Source organism: Shewanella decolorationis S12 (assembly GCF_000485795.1).
GTDB classification, from domain to species: Bacteria; Pseudomonadota; Gammaproteobacteria; order Enterobacterales; family Shewanellaceae; genus Shewanella; species Shewanella decolorationis.
The window spans coordinates 1-18157 of record NZ_AXZL01000051.1 but is presented as its reverse complement, the minus strand read 5'-3'; the positions used below and the strand labels follow the sequence as shown (position 1 = coordinate 18157).

The following is an 18157-nucleotide window of genomic DNA, read 5'->3' as shown; positions in this document are numbered from 1 at the left end:
CTGCAGCAAGGCCCTAAGGGCACGATTTTCGATTTGAGATAAAGGATAGAGTCAATGCCAAAGTTACGTTCAGCAACCAGTACCGAAGGCCGCAATATGGCGGGTGCCCGTGCGCTATGGCGCGCCACAGGGGTGAAAGACAATGATTTTGGTAAGCCGATTATTGCAATTGCCAACTCCTTTACTCAGTTTGTTCCCGGCCATGTGCACTTAAAAGATATGGGCTCTCTGGTGGAGAGCGCCATCGAAGAAGCGGGCGGTATCGCTAAGGAATTCAACACCATCGCCGTCGATGATGGTATCGCCATGGGCCACGGTGGCATGCTCTACAGTCTGCCTTCGCGGGAGCTTATCGCCGATAGCGTCGAGTATATGGTCAATGCCCACTGCGCCGATGCGCTGGTTTGTATCTCTAACTGCGACAAAATCACCCCCGGCATGTTGATGGCGGCGCTGCGCCTCAATATCCCTGTGGTATTTGTGTCGGGCGGGCCGATGGAAGCGGGTAAAACTAAGCTGTCGGACAAGCTTATTAAGCTCGACTTAGTCGATGCCATGGTGGCCGCGGCCGACTCGAGTGTAAGCGATGAAGATAGCGCTAAAATTGAACGTAGCGCTTGCCCTACATGTGGCTCCTGTTCGGGCATGTTTACCGCTAACTCGATGAACTGTTTAACCGAAGCGTTAGGCCTGTCGCTGCCGGGCAACGGCTCCATGCTCGCGACCCATAGCGACCGCCGCGAACTGTTTTTAGAAGCGGGCCGCCGCGTGATGGCGCTGACCAAACGTTACTACGAACAAGATGATGCCTCGGCACTGCCGCGCAATATCGCCAGCTTTAAAGCCTTTGAAAACGCCATGGCGCTGGATATCGCCATGGGTGGTTCGTCTAATACTGTGTTGCACTTATTGGCTGCGGCGCAGGAAGCTGACGTGGCATTCACTATGGACGACATCGACCGCATGTCGCGCCAAGTGCCACATCTGTGCAAGGTGGCGCCGTCGACCGCTAAATACCATATGGAAGATGTGCACCGCGCCGGTGGCGTGATGGGTATCTTAGGCGAGTTAGACCGCGCCGGACTGCTGCATACCGATGTGCCACACGTTGCCGCCGATGCGGGTGGAAATCTCAAGTCGGTGCTCGCCAAGTACGATGTGATGCAAACCCAAGATGACAACGTAAAACAATTCTTTATGGCGGGGCCTGCGGGCATTCCTACCACTAAAGCCTTTAGCCAAGATTGCCGCTGGCCATCGCTAGATGATGACAGGCAAGAAGGGTGTATCCGCAGACGCGAATTTGCCTTTAGCCAAGAAGGTGGGCTGGCCGTATTGTCGGGCAATTTAGCTGAAAACGGCTGTATTGTTAAAACGGCGGGTGTGGATGAATCTAACCTGACCTTTACTGGCAGTGCTCGGGTGTACGAAAGCCAAGACGACGCAGTCGCTGGTATCTTAGGTGGCGAAGTGGTGGCGGGTGATGTGGTGGTGATTCGTTACGAAGGGCCAAAAGGCGGCCCAGGCATGCAAGAAATGTTGTACCCCACCAGTTACTTAAAATCCCGCGGTTTAGGCAAGGCCTGCGCGCTGATCACCGACGGCCGCTTCTCAGGTGGAACCTCTGGTTTATCCATCGGCCATGTGTCGCCTGAGGCGGCGGCGGGCGGCACGATTGCCTTGATTGAAAACGGCGATCGCATTGAAATCGATATTCCCAAGCGCAGTATCAAGCTTGCGGTGAGTGATGCCGAGTTAGCGGCGCGCCGTGAAACCATGCTCGCCCGTGGGCCAATGGCGTGGAAACCGCTTTCGCGTCAGCGTTATGTGTCGATGGCGCTTAAAGCCTACGCCATGCTTGCCACCAGTGCCGATAAGGGCGCGGTGCGCGATCGCAGTAAGTTGGAGGACTGATATGTTATCTCTAGCATCGTCGCAAACGGAGCAGGCTTCTCAAGTTCAGTCCGATAAGGCGCAGTCGGCCACTTCTGCCTTAGAAAAGAGTCAGCTTGCGCAAAGTTACTTGCAAAAAATCCTGCTGTCGTCGGTTTATGACGTTGCGAAAGTGACGCCACTCTCCAGCCTTAATAAACTCTCGGCGCGTTTGGGTTGCCAAGTGTTTTTAAAGCGTGAGGATATGCAACCAGTGCATTCCTTCAAGCTGCGCGGCGCCTATAACCGCATCGCCCAGTTGAGCCAAGCCGAATGTCAACGCGGCGTGGTGTGTGCCTCGGCGGGTAACCATGCCCAAGGCGTGGCCATGTCGGCGGCCAGTCGTGGTGTGGATGCGGTGATTGTGATGCCCGAAACTACGCCGGATATTAAAGTCGATGCGGTGCGCCGCTTGGGCGGCAATGTGGTGTTGCACGGCCAAGCCTTCGACCAAGCCAATGGTTTTGCGATGGCAATGGCGCAGCAGGAAGGTCGGGTGTATATCGCCCCCTTCGATGACGAAGCCGTTATCGCAGGCCAAGGCACAATCGCCCAAGAAATGTTGCAACAGCAGCGCGACCTCGAAGTGGTATTTGTGCCCGTGGGCGGTGGTGGCTTAATTGCCGGGATTGCTGCTTATTACAAGGCGGTGATGCCACAGGTCAAAATCGTTGGGGTTGAACCTGAAGATGCGGCCTGCTTAAAAGCGGCGATGGAGGCGGGCGAGCCTGTCACGCTGGCGCAAGTTGGCTTGTTTGCCGATGGTGTTGCGGTTAAACGTATCGGCACTGAGCCATTCCGCGTAGCCAAGCAGTTTGTGGATGAAGTGGTGACGGTCACGTCCGACGAAATCTGTGCAGCAGTAAAAGATATTTTTGAAGATACCCGCGCCATTGCCGAACCTGCGGGCGCTTTATCCCTTGCTGGGCTTAAAAAATATGTCAGTACCAATGCCGCAGGCGAGAGTGGTAAGGGTGAAAAAGTCGCGGCGATTTTAAGTGGCGCGAATGTGAACTTCCACAGCCTGCGGTATGTGTCGGAGCGTTGCGAGTTAGGTGAGCAAAAAGAGGCTGTGCTGGCGGTTAAAGTGCCCGAGCGTCCCGGCAGCTTCCTGCGTTTTTGTGAGTTGCTCGAAAAGCGGGTGATGACCGAATTTAACTACCGCTTTAGCAGTCGCGATATGGCAGTGGTGTTTGCGGGTATTCGCCTGACCAAAGGCCATGGCGAATTAGAGCAGATCATCAATACCTTAGAAGATAACGGCTTTGAGGTGCAGGACTTATCCGCTGATGAAACCGCGAAATTGCATGTGCGTTATATGGTCGGTGGTCATCCACCAGAGCCGCTAGAGGAGCGCCTATTTAGCTTCGAGTTTCCTGAGCATCCGGGGGCGCTGCTGAAGTTTTTAACTACCTTGCAGAGCAAGTGGAATATCAGTTTATTTCATTACCGTAATCACGGCGCGGCCTTTGGCCGAGTGCTGGCAGGTTTTGAAGTCCCCGAGGGCGATGCCTTGCCGTTTCAGCAGTTTTTAACTGAGCTGGGATTTGTCTATCAAGAAGAGACCCAAAGCCCTGCTTATCAGCTGTTTTTGAATGCTGGAAAAGGAAAAAACAACCTGCCTTTGTAATCACTTAGCTTTAGGTTACAACTTAGGCTAAAGGAGGGGCGCACAGGCGCCCCTTTTTGTGGTAGTTTGGTTTAACAAGTTAAGAGTGAATGCTCTAGTAATCAGACCTCGACCCTACGCATTAAGGAGACATGATGTTACCTGCACCGCATTTTTCTGCCTTTAATCCCCCTCGCCGCATTTTGATGGGCCCAGGTCCATCGGATGTTTATCCTGAAGTGTTAGCCGCGCAGGCAAGACCGACCGTTGGTCACCTAGACCCATTGTTTGTTGGCATGATGGATGAGCTTAAGAGCCTGATCCAATATGCGTTTCAAACCAAAAATGAAATGACGATGGCGGTGTCGGCACCCGGCAGTGCAGGCATGGAAACCTGCTTTGTTAACTTAGTCGAACCAGGCGAAAAGGTGATTGTGTGCCGCAATGGCGTGTTTGGTGAGCGTATGCGCCAAAACGTCGAGCGCGTCGGTGCGATTGCTGTGGTTGTGGATAACGAATGGGGCACGCCGGTCGACCCTGCTGCCGTTGAAGCGGCGCTTAAGGCCAACCCCGATGCTAAATTCCTTGCCTTTGTGCACGCCGAAACCTCGACTGGTGCATTGTCCGATGCTAAAACCCTGTGCGCGCTGGTAAAACAATACGGCTGTTTATCGATTGTCGATGCGGTGACATCCCTCGGCGGTGTGGAATTAAGAGTCGATGAATGGGGAATCGATGCCATTTATTCAGGCAGCCAGAAATGTCTCTCCTGCGTGCCGGGATTATCGCCCGTGTCTTTCTCGCCTGCTGCGGTAGAAAAGCTTAAAAACCGTAAAACGCCGGTGCAGAGCTGGTTCCTCGATCAAAGTCTGGTGATGGCCTATTGGACCAGTGCCGGCGGTAAGCGCAGTTATCACCACACCGCGCCCGTTAATGCGCTTTATGCCCTGCACGAGTCGCTGCGTTTATTGGCCGAAGAAGGTTTAGAAAATGCGTGGAAGCGTCATCAAGATATGCATTTAGTGCTGCGCGCTGGCCTTGAAAAACTCGGCCTGAAATTTGTGGTCGCCGAAGCTTCACGCTTGCCGCAGCTTAATGCCATTTATATCCCCGAAGGCGTCGACGATGCCGCCGTACGCGCGCGTCTACTCAAGGATTACAACCTTGAAATCGGTGCAGGCCTTGGTGCACTTGCGGGTAAAGCTTGGCGCATCGGTTTAATGGGCTTTGGTGCCCGTCGTGAGAATGTCGCGCTCTGTTTGCGCGCCCTAGAAGAGGTGCTGAACTAATATGTCAGTTTCGCGTATAAGGATGTTACGCAGAGTGAGTTTGCGCTTAGTGAGTTCACGTTTATTGATTGGCGGTTTGATTCTGATCTTAAGTGGTTGTGCCTCCAGCAATATGAGCAATACCAGTTGTGATTTTGTACGAGGTACAGCAGGCAATCAGAGTCAACGCGAGGCCAGCGGTGATGATAGCAATGCCCGGCAGATGGATGTGGGCATTGGGATTTTAACCGCGATTTTCGGCAGTATTAGCCGAGCACTTTCTTCCGATGATAAATCGGATGAGAAGTGTGTTTAATCGGTGAGTTTTAGTCGCCTTTGATAGTTTATAAATCCCCGTAATTCGGGGATTTATACTTTTCTACTAGTTGCACTTAGTTGATGTTTTCTGAATTCATCCAGAATAATGTTCAAGGTGCTCTAGGGGATTCTTTGTTTTAAAGATGTAATTTATTAAACATATTGCGGCCTAACGGCCGAGGTGAATCAAAGTCGTGGGGCTTCACCCCACACCCGACCAAGGAGGACTGCTCGTCCTATCCTCCTTGGATGCTCCAAGACGCCCCTCACGGAGTTGAAAGCCCCTTGTGCTCATCGCCAAATTTGCTACCGCTTTCGAAGGATGCGTCCTTGCACCTGCGAAAGCTAGCTTGCCATCCATGGCGAGACTCACGCAATTTGTCTATTCGCCCTGCGGCAACTCCGAGGGGATGGTGAACTTCTGTGGGTTCGGTGTTCGCTGTTAATCCCAAAAGAGTAATGCTAGTACCATCTATTGGGCTATAAGTGTTCTGTTATAGCTACCAAGTCATCAATGTCTGATTTTTTAGGAATCTCTAAGGTGTCACCATGTACTAAACGATTTCGCTTATCAGCCATTTGAACTAGAAAACTAGCATTATTGGTGCTTATAAAGCCTAATGTATGAAGTTCTCTTATTAGAAATTTCCCACCCATAGAGCGCGAATTTGTAGCTAGTTGTTGTAGTTTTTTACGACCAACTTTTTCGAAGTCTATCCATGCTGTAATAAAGCAAGTAAAACCTGAAACAAACATATACTCCTCGTTACTGACATGTGGCAAATGACCAACAACAGAGAGAATCATGTCATTGCGTAAATCAAAAAGATCATACTCAAGGTCTTTAGCTACTAAAACACTAGCTTTTTCCAACCCAAACTTTGACTTTAGATAAAGCATTTTTTGTTGTAACTGAGGAGGAGCACCTTTGTATTTGTCGTTTAATACAAAGTAAAAATTTTTAACAGGGCATAACTCATCCCATTGCTTCAGTAACCCATTTAGGTCAGCTTCAAGTTTATTTACTGCATCGTTGATGCTTTTTTCTATATTTGAAGGTGCATAAACCTGAAAGTAGGTATTTTCACTTTGTATCCAACCATCATTTTTACGGTCACCAATGTTTCCGTATGGCTTTACAGGCTGAAAATCTCGGTTTTTGTATCCCATAATTTTTGAGAAAAGATCCTCAAACCTTTGACCATCTGCCTCATGGATTTGTAAATGGAACATATTTCTAGCAATAGCTAAAGAAACGTCATTCATGATCAAATTACTCTATTTGCCTATCATTTGTATCGTGCGCATACGCATAATCTCACCTTAGACGATTTAGTAATACTGTGTTAATAAGCCACCTGTTATTAAATTTAAAGAATATATGTTTCTAAGAGGTCTCAGATTACTGTGGGGATTGGCAAGATTAAGCACTGGCATGTAAGTGACCGTTCGTGACAGGGATGTCACGGTCGAGCACACAGGGATGTGCTTGCTGCGTGTCACTGGAATGACTGTGCTTAATCGTTTATTGGTGGAGTAATAGCGGAATGTATGTGTTTTTCGATAAGTCCTTTATAAATTATTAACAGGAAAATAGAATTCAATCTTAATGGTTTCCCGCTCTATTTTTTCTGGTATTAAATGCACAAATTAATGTTATTTCTCGCTTTTATCTTATCCATTCCTGCTGTGATTATTGGCGCATTTGTCTTCGAGGATATTGGCGGGCTGCTGTTAATCTCTTGGTTTTCTTTGGTGCTTGGGCTGATTGGGATTGGCGGGATCGTAAGATTTAGGCAAGAGCAGTTGTTAGCTTATGAGTTGGTTGAAGGGACGGTCGTTTCGCTGCAAGAGAACACTCGATATAGCGACGAGCCTGAGCACTTTAGGGATCAGCAAGTGTTTATTAATCCGGTGATTCAATATTTTTGGCGAGGTCAGCGCTATACCTGTGGCGCGTTGATGAATTACAACGAGCATGCCTACAATCGCTTTGGGCCGAAAATAGGTGATAAGGTGAGCTTATCTGTGCCAATCCAACACCCAGAAGCCGCTATCGAGCACAAGTTCCTCGCAAGATACAGTCATTTGATTATTGGTGTGATAGCGCTTTCAATATCTGTCGTCTTGGTTATATTGCTGTTAACGGAGGTCGTGGCATTTACGCATGGCTGATGTGATTGGTCGCTTAGGTTCATCCTAACAAAAACGGCATCTACATAAGTTGCAGATGCCGCCTGTCGCTCTGAGTTAGCCCTTTGGCTGGCGTTATGCTTGTTATCCGTTGGGTTGCTCTTTACTTCTTGGCCTTAACTTTTCCACTACAAATACACTTAAGCTGCTAATAATTGCTGCGAGTAGGGTGGAGAAGAGCACATCCTGCGGCCAGTGCATGCCGAGTAGCATACGGCTTAGGCCCATCAATAATCCCCAAACCAATAACGCACTGGTGAATAGAGGTAAACCCGCTAAAAGCAGATAGTAGCTGGCGGTTAGCACTAAGGTTACGGCAAAAATGGTGTGTCCAGACGGGAAGGAATAGCCGATTTCATCTTCCCAATGTTGGTGGATTTTTGGGGACAGTTTTACCGCTGAGGTTCTCGTTTGCAGCTCGGTCAGCGCCTCAGCAATGGCCTGTGAGCGTTCTGGTTTTGCGAGTTGATAGAAGGTTTGCGGAGTTAACTGTGCATCATCTGGGAGTGCTTGCTCAGATAGGTATACCAGATTGGGCCTTGGCTCTTTAAAAAAACTTTTAAGGGCATGGCTAGTGCTTAGGCTTAATACTTGGCTTAGGCTGATGGCTAAAAACAAGTTAATAAATAATGCTTTAGGCATATAACAATAGGCAAGCGCCAACACGACTAAAACAGTCGCAACACCATAGGGCGCTGTGCCGGTTGTGGTGAGCCAGTACAAGGCTCTGGCTAAGGGCGATTGTAGATCGAGCAACGGAAATAATTGATTTTGCGTAAGTAACAGTAGGCTTGGAATCGCTGCTAGCAGTAACCATACAAGCGCCAAACGACGTAGAAGATAGGCTGGATGAGTCAAAATATTTGCCTCCGAGTAAACGCAATAGGCTACATGTCACATGTGGTCTTGCCAATAAAAAAATCCCGACAGCAAAAAGTGCGCTGTCGGGGGTCTTCAAGGGTGGAGCGGTAGGTGCTATTGCACTGTGTCCTTGGGTTGATGACGGGTTACGAACATCAAAATCAGTAAAACCACTAATAACAAGCCAGTACCCATCAGTAGGGCGTAATCTTCTAATTGCAGTATTGAGTACAACACCGCATACAAGCTCACCAGCATAGTGCCTACTATCGCGCCACGTTTAACGCTAGCGGTGGCACTGCCCACATAAGCGGATACCGACAGCACAGGAATACAGGCGGCGATCAGATAGGCTTGCAGGAAGGCAAGATGCTCCGAGAGTGACAGTAATAGTAGGTAGAACAGTGCCATCGCACTGCCAACCAGCATATATTGCACTGTGCTTAGGCTGGTCTTTTGACCCAGCTCGAAGATAAATAACATGATAAAAGTCAGTACGATAAACAGTAGGCCGTATTTAACTGAGCGCTCAATCTTGCCGTAATGGGTTACAGGTTCAAATAACATGGCATTGGCTACGACTTCGGTAAGCGTCGACTGATTACTCTTAATAAACTCCTGCGGATAGTTGCGAGTTAAGTGACTGATATTCCAGTTGGCGGTAAATCCGTTAGTAGTGATTTCGCGCTCTGCTGGGAGTAAGCCTTTAAAACTCGGGTGCGGCCAGTCGGCATGGATCTTCAGCAGGGTTTGTTCGCCTAATGGCAGGGCACTAATCGACTGAGAGCCGCGCAGTGTCATGGCAAAGTTCACGCTAAAATCACTTGCTTCGCCGACTTGGATCCCTTGGTTAAAGCCTTTCTCTAGACCGCCAGTCGTCAAGCCTGTGCCCGACATCAGCGAGCCAGAGAGTAAGACTGAATCGCCTGTCACCTCAATCTTTTCTACTTTATCAATTGCTTGGTTTGATGACACACCAAAGACTAAACGGGCATTTTTGTTATCAAAGGCGATAAGGTTAGGAATGTCATAACGATTTAAGCGAAAGTCAGCCTGCCCCGTAAGCGCCGCGTTATACACCAGCGATTGATAAATGCCACGGGTACGGAAATCATGTTTTAGGTCTAAATCGAGAGTGAGCTTTTTCGGCAGGATCACCAGCTCATCTTGATAGGTGCGCTTCACTTCGTGGCGGGTTTTGCCGTCGTTACTGACTTCTTCCTGCATCACAAAATAACTGTAGGGGATTACCAACGCTGGGCCCGAGAGGGTTTGCTGCTCGCCCCATGAGCGGCCGATTTCATCGACCACACTGTTGTAAAGCATTTCGCGATCGGACGTCATATCCATAATGATCCCGAGCGGTAGCAAGGCCACAATCGACAGTATGCCAATGGTGATGGCTTTTAATAAGGTGGTGTTTTTTAATGCCGTTCCCTTTGTCGTAGTTGCTGCCCACGGCTCTTGTGTTGACATATCGGTTCCTTGATCACGATTGAGTTTTTTAAGGAGTGCGCGCGCCACTAAATAGATAGCGCCGCCAAACAGCGCCAAACTCAGTAACGTGAGCACCCAGAAAATAATGTTAAACATGGATTTCATTCCCTATGAAATACGCGCGAGTCGCCATTGCATACTATTGGGCTAACTCGATATTACGGCGGGTATTAAAGCAGATTTGCCCACGGAAGTTGCGGGCAAGTTGCTGATCAATAGTGGCAAAATTATGGCAATCGCCTTTAAGTGCGCTAAAACCTATTTTGAACTGGTGCGTTGTTTGTCAAATTTCGGGTGTTTAGCCTCAAAGTCATCTTCCTTGCGGATATGTTTGAGTAGCGTCTCAAGACATTCTTTAAAGACATCGATTTCTTCGGAGTAGACGGCGGCATGGTGTGAAAACCATTGGTGTTTTTCACGCTCACGATTATTGCAGTCCGGCCAAATACGTAGCTCATACTCATCGCCAATCACGACAATCGCATAGTCGATTGCGCCATTGCTAAAGGTGATGCATTGGGGCAGATACACGGGCGCTTCACCTTTGAATAGCTCGTACCAAATGGCTTCACTGCGCCAAGAGACTATGGGTAAAGGCGCTTTGATGGAGCAGCCAATCGATTGATGTTGGTTAAACAGGACTGCCTTAATATCGTCGATGCTGAAAGGTTGTAACTCGCCATTCTTTTCACCGAGTGAGTACAGCATATTCATTAAAAATGGCAGTTTAGTACCATTGCCGGTTTTACGGCCGCAGAGTTTGGCTTCGCGGTAATAGATATTCATTCATCAATCCTTAATGAGGGGCTAACCTTTGTAAGAGGGAGTTGTTTGACTCGAGGTAAGCGATAGCCCTAAGCGAGGAAATGCCCTATGTTAACTCAAGTTGTACGCGAGCTGACAAATTCACGCTAAGTTTACGAAATATCCGACAAAAGTAAGAGGATTATCCTTTTGATCATCTGTCAGTCATGGCATCAATCTTTGGGCGCAATTGTTTTTGAGCATTTTGGGAGAATTTATGTCGAGTCCTTTTTCACCCCGTGAGTGGTTGCAATTGAATATGCAACAGCAGGGCTTATTACAACCGCAGACTTCGGTCTGTGAGCTGATTAGCCGTCTCGGGTATGTGCAAATCGATTCGATTAATGTGGTCGAGCGGGCGCACCACCATGTGTTGCATAGCCGGATACCACAGTATCAACCGCAGATGTTAGATACTGCGCTGGCACAGGGCGAGATTTTTGAATATTGGTCCCATGCGGCGGCATATTTACCCATTGCCGACTACCGTTTTAGTTTGCAACGTAAACAACAGCTGCAAAATGGCGGCAAACATTGGTTTGAGCCAGACGATAAGGTGATGCAGGAAGTGCGCGCCCGCATTCGCGCCGAAGGACCACTGAAGGCCAGTGACTTTGAACATGCAGAAGGCAAAAACGGTGCCTGGTGGGATTGGAAGCCCGCCAAAAAGGCGCTAGAGCAGTTGTTTATGCGCGGCGAGTTAATGGTGGTGCGCAGGGAGAAATTTCAAAAATGTTATGATCTTACCGAGCGCGTGCTGCCAGAGCATATCAATACCCAAGCGCCAAGCGAGAGCGAATTTGCTCGCCACTTGATTGAGCGTTATCTCGCTGCCCATGCCTTTGGCTCGGCAGCGCAAATCGCTTATCTGCGCAAAGGCATAAAAGCTAATGTGAATGAGCAATTAGCCGCTATGCAGTCTCAAGGTGAGTTGGCAAGCTTTAAGGCGGAAGGGCAATGGTATTTTTATCGCCCCGAGCTGCAAATAACCGCTGCAATACCCAATCGAGTCTGGTTACTCAATCCCTTCGATAATCTATTAATTCAGCGGCAGCGATTAAAGCAATGGTTTGATTTTGATTACCAAATTGAAGTCTATGTGCCCGCCGAAAAACGCCAATATGGCTATTACTCCCTCGCGATTTTGTGGCGTGACTGCTTTGTTGGTCGAGTGGATGTGAAAGCCGAGCGGCAAAGCGGTTTACTGTTATTACAACAGCTGACTTTAGAAGAGGGATTTAGCGGCATGGATGATGACTTTTGCGCAGCATTTGAGGCGGCAGTCACTGAGTATGCGCGCTTTAATGGCTGTAGCCGTTGGAAACTGGTGAAGGCTAACCATAAGGCATTCAAACAACTATACGCACGGCAGCAGACGATCTAATCGGGATCTTTGTCGTTATCTGGGCATTTGTTTTTAGATGGTACATCCATCCAGCGAAAGCACAGGTACAGCAGTGCTAAAAAGAGCAGCGGCAGGGTGGCATAGGCTAAGGATAATGAACCGTTCTCACCGCGCGCGAGCCAGTAGCAGGGAATATACACTAAGGGATAGGCAAGGGTTCCCCACAGAAAACTCTTATTCATCAGCCGGTAAAACCAGTGCACGTTAATCGTGGTTCGGCTGGCAAGTCCCATCAGGCTGGCGAGGACTACAAAGGGATAGCTGAGCAGTGGCAGGCCGCCAAGGAGCAATAATCCCCAAAGCAGATAGTCTTGATAGTGTGTGCTGATTGCGATATCCATTGTCTTCTTCCCTGACGATTCGAACTCTGGCGCTAGGTCTTAGCGCCGACGGCTATTCTTACTCGTTAAGCCCTTGCTGCATCTTAAGCCAAAAGCCTTGTTGGCAGAGATTGCTAAAGGACTTTTGCTGCGGCGAAATCGCGATATTGGCGGTGACGACTCGATAACTCAACCAATAATCCTCACAAACCGCGTTTGGCTCATCAGCTTGTTTATCTTGCTCGCTTAACAGACTGACCACAACCCCGTTGTTGAAGTGATATAAGGTCAAAGATTCACACATTTCAGCATTATCGTCTCGATAACTTTGCTGCTCTTGGGTGTGGCTCACCACTGAAACTGGGCTAGGATAGCCTTGAATAGCAAGGATGTAGCTGGCGAGTTGTTGCATTATTTCCCTAAGTGACTCAATGTTTGAAGTGTTAAAAACAAAAAAGCACAGCTGCGCTATCGCTAACTGTGCTCTTTCAAACAGGCATTATAAGTTAGTCTGCGGCGTTTAGCTTTTTCTCAAGCTCATTCACTTGTGCTTGCAGGGCTTCTAATTTCTCGCGGGTTTTCAGTAATACATGCTGTTGTACTTCAAACTCCTCACGGGACACCATATCCAACTTGAGCAATTGATTTTGCAGCACTTGCTTGCTGCGCTCTTCAAATTCACCGGCAAATTGCTTAAGACCGCTGGGCAGGCTATCGCTCAGTTGCTTCGCCATTTCTTCGATTTTCTTTGGATTGATCATCTTCTTGTCCGCCTCTTTACTGAATGTGGGGATTGTAACCTAGTACGTTGGCTTTCAAAAGAAAACCGCCTTGTAAAACCTACGTCTTAAGGGACGTAGGTTTTACTTGGATGCGGTTAGCTGTTGTGGGCTAGCCCGTCGGTATCTTCGTCAAACACGGGCAAAGGCTCATGTTTTTCAGCAAGATAAGTATAAATCACCGGTAATACAAACAGGGTGAAAATCGTCCCAATCGATAAACCTGCGACAATCACAATACCGATATTAAAGCGTGCTACCGCACCTGCGCCGGAAGCAAACAATAGCGGTAACAGACCCGCAATCATCGCTGCTGTGGTCATTAAAATCGGGCGTAAGCGGATGGTTGCCGCCAGTTTAATCGCCTCAAGTTTAGATAGCCCACGGTGGAGTTGTTCCTCTTTGGCCACTTCGCACATCAAGATCCCGTGTTTAGTGATAAGACCCACCAAGGTAATTAATCCTACCTGGGTGTAGATATTGATTTTGGCTAAGCCAAACACATGGGTCCACCCGAGTACAATCAAGGCGCCGCTAATCGCCAGCGGTACAGATACCAAGATGACTAATGGGTCTTTAAGGCTTTCAAACTGGCTGGCGAGTACTAAGAAAATAATCGCAATCGCCAGCAAGAAAGTGGCATAAAGTGCCGAACCTTCAGTGACAAACTGGCGTGCTTCACCGAGGAAGTCGTAGCTATAACCCTTAGGTAACTCATTATCGCCAATATTTTGCAAAAAGCTGATGGCATCACCAATAGCTACGCCTGGCGCGGCTACACCACCCACAGTTAAGGCATTCATTTGGTTAAAGTGCGGCAGTGAGCGAGGCTCGGCCACCATTTCAATATCAACCAAGCTGGATAGCGGAATGGATTTACCATCGGCGGCTTTGACATAGTAATTAGCCAGCGATTCTGGGTTCGCCCGCAGTTTACGCTCCACCTGTGGGATCACTTCGTAGGAGCGACCATCCAAGTTAATGCGATTCACATAGCCATCACTCATCATGGTGGCGAGTGTGATCCCGATATCTTGCATGGTCACGCCGTAGGTCCCGGCTAAGTCACGCTTGATATGCAGTTTCATGGTGCCGGAATCAAATTTCAGGTTGATTTCTGAGTACACAAACAAGGGACTCTTTTGCACCTTTTCCAGTACGCTGGTACCGATTTGGAAGAGGCTGGCAAAGGAGTTTGATGTAGTAATCACAAACTGAATCGGTAAACCACTCGACGCCCCAGGCAGCTCAGGCATTTGGAAGGTGGTAATCGCCATTCCAGGAATGTGCTTCACTTCTTTAGCAAAAAACTCCTGCATTTGTTTTTGGCTCTTATCCCGCTCACTCCAAGGCACTAATGGCGCGATCCCGAAGGCTTGGCTGGAACTTGGTACGCCCACAAAGGCGAGTGACGCGGCTGATTCAGGCTGTGCCTTAATCATATCCGTGACTAAGCCCATATTGGCTTGGATGTAGTCCAAGTTGGCAGTTGAAGGTGCGGTGCCCATCATCATTACCACACCTTTATCTTCGTTGGGCGCCAGTTCTGACGGGATAAACTTAAACAACACTGGCAGTGAAGCGAACACGATAATCGCAAAGGCGACGATCACTGGGCGATGTAACATCACCGCATCTAGCATGTTGCTGTAACGGCGAGTCAGGCCCGTGAGGAAGTTTTCTACTCCCATTTCGAACCGATTAGGTGCGGTATGGGGTTTGAGTATTTTGGCACACATCATGGGTGACAGTGTCAGTGCCACTATGCCCGAGATAAACACAGAACCTGCGAGTGTAAGGGCAAACTCCTTAAATAATGAGCCGGTGATCCCGCCCATTAAGGCAATCGGCGCATAAACCGCGGCGAGGGTAATGGTCATGGAGATCACTGGCACCGCGATTTCGCGGGTACCGATAATCGCGGCTCTAAAGGGCGACTCACCCAGCTTGATATGCCTGTCAACGTTTTCGACCACCACAATCGCATCGTCAACCACCAAACCAATGGCGAGCACCATGGCCAGTAGGGTCATGAGATTGAGCGTAAAACCAAACATCTGCATGATGATGGCAACCCCAATCAGCGAGAGCGGAATGGTCACAATCGGGATCACCACGGCGCGAAGCGAACCTAAGAAGAGAGTGATCACCACGATAACAATAATCGCGGCTTCTCCAATGGTTTTAACCACTTCTTTAATCGATTCATCAATTGCGAGTGAGGAGTCGTACAGAATGCTCGATTCAATGGATGGCGGTAAGTTACGCTCAATTTCAGGTAACAGGGCGCGGGTATCAGCCGCAACGGTAAGCGGGTTAGCCGTTGGCGTGACATCAAGGCCGATGACCACGGCTTCTTTGCCATTGGCTAAGGCGCGGTAGATATCATGGCTCTTTTCGAGGCTGACATCGGCAATGTCACCGAGACGGACGACTAAACCATCTTTACTGCCGATCACTAAGCGTTTTAACTCTTCGATGGTAGCAACCTGGGTGTCAGCTGTACCGTTGAAAAGGGTGTAAACACTGTTGGTTTGACCCACCGCTGACTGATAGTTGTTCGCCTGCAATACTTGCATTACATCGCTGGAGGAGAGGTTAAACGCCCCCATTCTGGCCGGATCGAGCCAAATACGCATGGCGTATTTAATACCACCGTATAAATTCACCTTAGCAACGCCGTCAATGGTAAAGAGCTGGGGTTTGACGACACGCTCAAGGTAATCCGTTAGCTGGCTTGAGTTAATCTGGTCACTAAAAAATGAAATATACAGTACAGAGGTTTGCGAGCCAGTGGACATTTCAACACTGGGATCTTCAGCCTCTTTGGGCAATTGCGATCTCACCGAGTTTACTTTGGCGAGAATATCGGCCAAGGCGCCATTCGGATCGGTATTGAGCTTCATATACACCGAAATTTTCGAGGTGCCGAGAAAGCTCTCTGAGGTCATAAAGTCAACGTTATCGGCCTGCGCTAGCGCTTGCTCTAACGGTTGTGTAATAAAACCTTGGATTAGATTTGCATCCGCGCCGTAATAACTGGTCGATACCGTGACTACGGTATTCGTCATCTTCGGATATTCACGCACTTGCATGCTATTGAGGGCATTAAAGCCTAACAGCAGCAAGAGAAAGCTGATTGAGGCGGCGAGTACGGGTCGCCTAATAAAGATATCTGTAAAGCGCATTATCTTGCTCCTATTACAGCTTTGGCATAGTGTCGGAGTGGGTCAGGGCTTGGTCTTCAACCACTGTCACTTTACTGTTGTTACTGAGGCGAATTTGCCCTGAGGTGACAATACGATCTCCCGCTTTTAACGCTCCACTCACCAGCGCGTTATTGCCGTTACGCTCTAATACCGTCAGGTTGATTTGCTCGACTCTAGCCAGCTTTTTACCGTTTTCTTCGACCTCTTTGATGAGGTAAATAGAGTTACCATAAAGGGTAAAGTTGATGGCGGTTTGTGGCAGTACAAACTGATCGTTCAGTTCTGGCAATAGGATGGATACTCGGGCAAACATCCCGCTACGCAGTTTGGCGTTATCGTTAGAAATGCGTGCTTGCACTTGGATCAAACCGCTTTGGTAAAACACGGCGGGTTCAATCGCGGCAATTTCACCTTCGAAGGGTTGCTCAGGATAAGAGTCCACAAACACATGGATTTTTTGGCCTACGGCAATACGAGGTAATTGGGTTTGCGGAATAGTGAAGCGGATTTTCATTGTGCTGATATCTTCGAGACGCACAATATCGGTACCAGGCTGAAGATATTCACCTAAGTTAATGTTACGAATACCCACTAAACCACTGAAAGGCGCACTGATTTCACGGCGCTCGATAGTGGCTTTTAAGCTTTCAATATCCGCCTGTAAGGCCAGATATTTAGATTCACTATTATCTAAATCCTGTTTAGAGACTGACTTTTGCGCATAGAGTTTTGAAAGGCGTTTGAAGTCGGCCTCAGCGGCGGGCAGTTGTACCATTTTGCTTTTAAGGTTGGCTCTTTCCACTTTGGCATCGAGTTCGGCCAGCAGTTGGCCTTTTTCCACTCGGCTACCGTTTTCAAAATTAATACTGGTGACGCGTCCTGCTAATTCGTTGGAGATGGTCACCCCTTGATGCGGCTCAACAAAACCAATCGCATCAATTGTAGGTTGCCATTTTTGCACATCTAACGTCATGGCTGTTACTGGGAACTCAGCCTCAGGCATATTGGCAATCGCCTCTGCGATTTTATTTTTTACCATCAGGTTAAAGCCGATCACTGAGCCAAAGGCAAGTACAGCGATCGCTAGCATACTTAGAGTCCATTTTTTCATGGTGCTAAAGATTCCTAAAGTTAAGTTAATTCGTCACAGAAATTGCCTGAAGGCAAAGCTCACATGCCTGCTGGATCTCTGTATCTGTACATTGCAAATGGCCGCGGCGTAGGCGTTTACCTATAGCAACAGCCGGCTCAAAGGCGATAGAAAATAACAAGGCATTATTCAATGGTTGGATGACGCCTTGATCTTTCGCCTGCTCAAAGAGTTGATGTAACTGCTGGAAAATCTCCCTTTCAAAGGCTTGATGCTCAGGCGCATCGACACCTGGAAGGTGGGAATACTGTGCAAAACTTAAATTGGCATGAGATTGCTCACGCCCCAGTGCCACTATGTTGAACCATAGACGGCGAAATTTTTGGTCAAAGCTGCCTTCATTAATGTTTTCAAGCAACTTGCTGGCAATTTGTTGTAATACGTCTTTACGCAGCTCAATGATCAAATCTTCTTTGTCTTTAAAGTAGCGATAAATCGTACCTGCGGCGACTCCGGCATCTGCGGCAAGCTTTTGCATTGAAAGATTATGTAATCCCTCTGTCGCAATAATTTTTTCGGCGGAGCGGAGTATTAAGTCGCGTTTATTATCCATTCAATTTCCAATATCTAAACTCGTGAATGAACGTTCATTCATGTTGATTTTAATCGTTGAAATTGACCTTAGCAACAAGTTAGCTCAAAAAATGGCAAAAGTGTGATTTTGGAAAGTCCGCTTGTAATTAATTTATCTACTTGAGACTAATACCAATCGTATTAAACATCTGTTCATTCAGCGGGAGTTAAACGGGCTTTAGACAAGGCGAAGGCTTGAAGGCATAGTGGCGCTCTGTCGAAAGCCTTAAACGCAGTAT

The 18157-nt window shown here is 48.2% G+C and carries 16 protein-coding genes; 6 read left to right on the top strand and 10 right to left on the bottom strand.

Annotated features, from left to right (window positions below):
• Nucleotides 1–54 precede the first annotated feature (54 nt).
• The 4 genes from ilvD to SHD_RS04730 all read left to right on the top strand — a co-directional run bounded on the left by ilvD (nucleotide 55) and on the right by SHD_RS04730 (nucleotide 5125).
• Nucleotides 55–1914 carry a dihydroxy-acid dehydratase gene (gene ilvD, locus SHD_RS04745; RefSeq protein WP_023266083.1) on the top strand — a complete coding sequence of 620 codons (1860 nt, stop codon included), beginning with the start codon at nucleotides 55–57 and terminating at the stop codon, nucleotides 1912–1914.
• 1 nt (nucleotide 1915) lies between these two features.
• A complete protein-coding gene (gene ilvA, locus SHD_RS04740; RefSeq protein ID WP_023266082.1) occupies nucleotides 1916–3562 on the top strand; it encodes a threonine ammonia-lyase, biosynthetic in 1647 nt (548 codons plus the stop codon).
• 134 nt (nucleotides 3563–3696) lie between these two features.
• Nucleotides 3697–4830, top strand: coding sequence for a pyridoxal-phosphate-dependent aminotransferase family protein (locus tag SHD_RS04735; protein WP_023266081.1), 1134 nt, complete (start codon nucleotides 3697–3699; stop codon nucleotides 4828–4830).
• A gap of 34 nt (nucleotides 4831–4864) precedes the next feature.
• On the top strand, nucleotides 4865–5125 hold the full coding sequence (locus tag SHD_RS04730; RefSeq protein ID WP_084294836.1) for a hypothetical protein: 261 nt from the start codon (nucleotides 4865–4867) through the stop codon (nucleotides 5123–5125).
• Between the two features lie 482 nt (nucleotides 5126–5607).
• Here SHD_RS04730 and SHD_RS04725 read toward each other — a convergent pair whose 3' ends face one another.
• Nucleotides 5608–6393, bottom strand: a complete 786-nt coding sequence (locus tag SHD_RS04725) for a hypothetical protein (protein ID WP_023266079.1) — start codon at nucleotides 6391–6393, stop codon at nucleotides 5608–5610.
• A 387-nt stretch (nucleotides 6394–6780) separates the two neighbouring features.
• Here SHD_RS04725 and SHD_RS04720 point away from each other — a divergent pair, with 387 nt between their 5' ends.
• On the top strand, nucleotides 6781–7302 hold the full coding sequence (locus tag SHD_RS04720) for a DUF3592 domain-containing protein (RefSeq protein ID WP_023266078.1): 522 nt from the start codon (nucleotides 6781–6783) through the stop codon (nucleotides 7300–7302).
• A gap of 102 nt (nucleotides 7303–7404) precedes the next feature.
• On the opposite strand, the gene SHD_RS04715 is transcribed toward SHD_RS04720, so the two are convergent.
• From SHD_RS04715 to SHD_RS04705, 3 genes are all read right to left on the bottom strand, one after another.
• Nucleotides 7405–8178, bottom strand: a complete 774-nt coding sequence (locus tag SHD_RS04715) for a phosphatase PAP2 family protein (RefSeq protein WP_039977568.1) — start codon at nucleotides 8176–8178, stop codon at nucleotides 7405–7407.
• A gap of 117 nt (nucleotides 8179–8295) precedes the next feature.
• Complete coding sequence (gene creD / locus SHD_RS04710) at nucleotides 8296–9774, bottom strand: cell envelope integrity protein CreD (protein WP_037427711.1); 1479 nt, start codon at nucleotides 9772–9774, stop codon at nucleotides 8296–8298.
• A gap of 162 nt (nucleotides 9775–9936) precedes the next feature.
• The gene (locus tag SHD_RS04705; protein WP_023266075.1) at nucleotides 9937–10464 is read right to left on the bottom strand and encodes a hypothetical protein; all 528 of its coding nucleotides are present in this window, start codon (nucleotides 10462–10464) and stop codon (nucleotides 9937–9939) included.
• Between the two features lie 235 nt (nucleotides 10465–10699).
• Here SHD_RS04705 and SHD_RS04700 point away from each other — a divergent pair, with 235 nt between their 5' ends.
• The gene (locus tag SHD_RS04700) at nucleotides 10700–11866 is read left to right on the top strand and encodes a winged helix-turn-helix domain-containing protein (RefSeq protein ID WP_037427713.1); all 1167 of its coding nucleotides are present in this window, start codon (nucleotides 10700–10702) and stop codon (nucleotides 11864–11866) included.
• Here the strand turns inward: SHD_RS04700 and SHD_RS04695 are convergent.
• The 6 genes from SHD_RS04695 to SHD_RS04670 form a co-directional block, all read right to left on the bottom strand.
• On the bottom strand, nucleotides 11863–12228 hold the full coding sequence (locus tag SHD_RS04695; RefSeq protein WP_023266073.1) for a hypothetical protein: 366 nt from the start codon (nucleotides 12226–12228) through the stop codon (nucleotides 11863–11865). The genes SHD_RS04700 and SHD_RS04695 overlap by 4 nt on opposite strands.
• 58 nt (nucleotides 12229–12286) lie before the next feature.
• A complete protein-coding gene (locus SHD_RS04690) occupies nucleotides 12287–12619 on the bottom strand; it encodes a hypothetical protein (protein ID WP_023266072.1) in 333 nt (110 codons plus the stop codon).
• Between the two features lie 94 nt (nucleotides 12620–12713).
• Nucleotides 12714–12968 carry a ubiquinone biosynthesis accessory factor UbiK gene (ubiK, locus tag SHD_RS04685; RefSeq protein ID WP_023266071.1) on the bottom strand — a complete coding sequence of 85 codons (255 nt, stop codon included), beginning with the start codon at nucleotides 12966–12968 and terminating at the stop codon, nucleotides 12714–12716.
• 116 nt (nucleotides 12969–13084) lie between these two features.
• Nucleotides 13085–16174: a multidrug efflux RND transporter permease subunit gene (locus SHD_RS04680; RefSeq protein WP_023266070.1), complete on the bottom strand. Its 3090-nt coding sequence runs from the start codon at nucleotides 16172–16174 to the stop codon at nucleotides 13085–13087.
• 13 nt (nucleotides 16175–16187) lie between these two features.
• Nucleotides 16188–17306: an efflux RND transporter periplasmic adaptor subunit gene (locus tag SHD_RS04675; protein WP_039977564.1), complete on the bottom strand. Its 1119-nt coding sequence runs from the start codon at nucleotides 17304–17306 to the stop codon at nucleotides 16188–16190.
• A 25-nt stretch (nucleotides 17307–17331) separates the two neighbouring features.
• Nucleotides 17332–17898: a TetR/AcrR family transcriptional regulator gene (locus SHD_RS04670; protein ID WP_023266068.1), complete on the bottom strand. Its 567-nt coding sequence runs from the start codon at nucleotides 17896–17898 to the stop codon at nucleotides 17332–17334.
• Nucleotides 17899–18157: the final 259 nt, after the last annotated feature.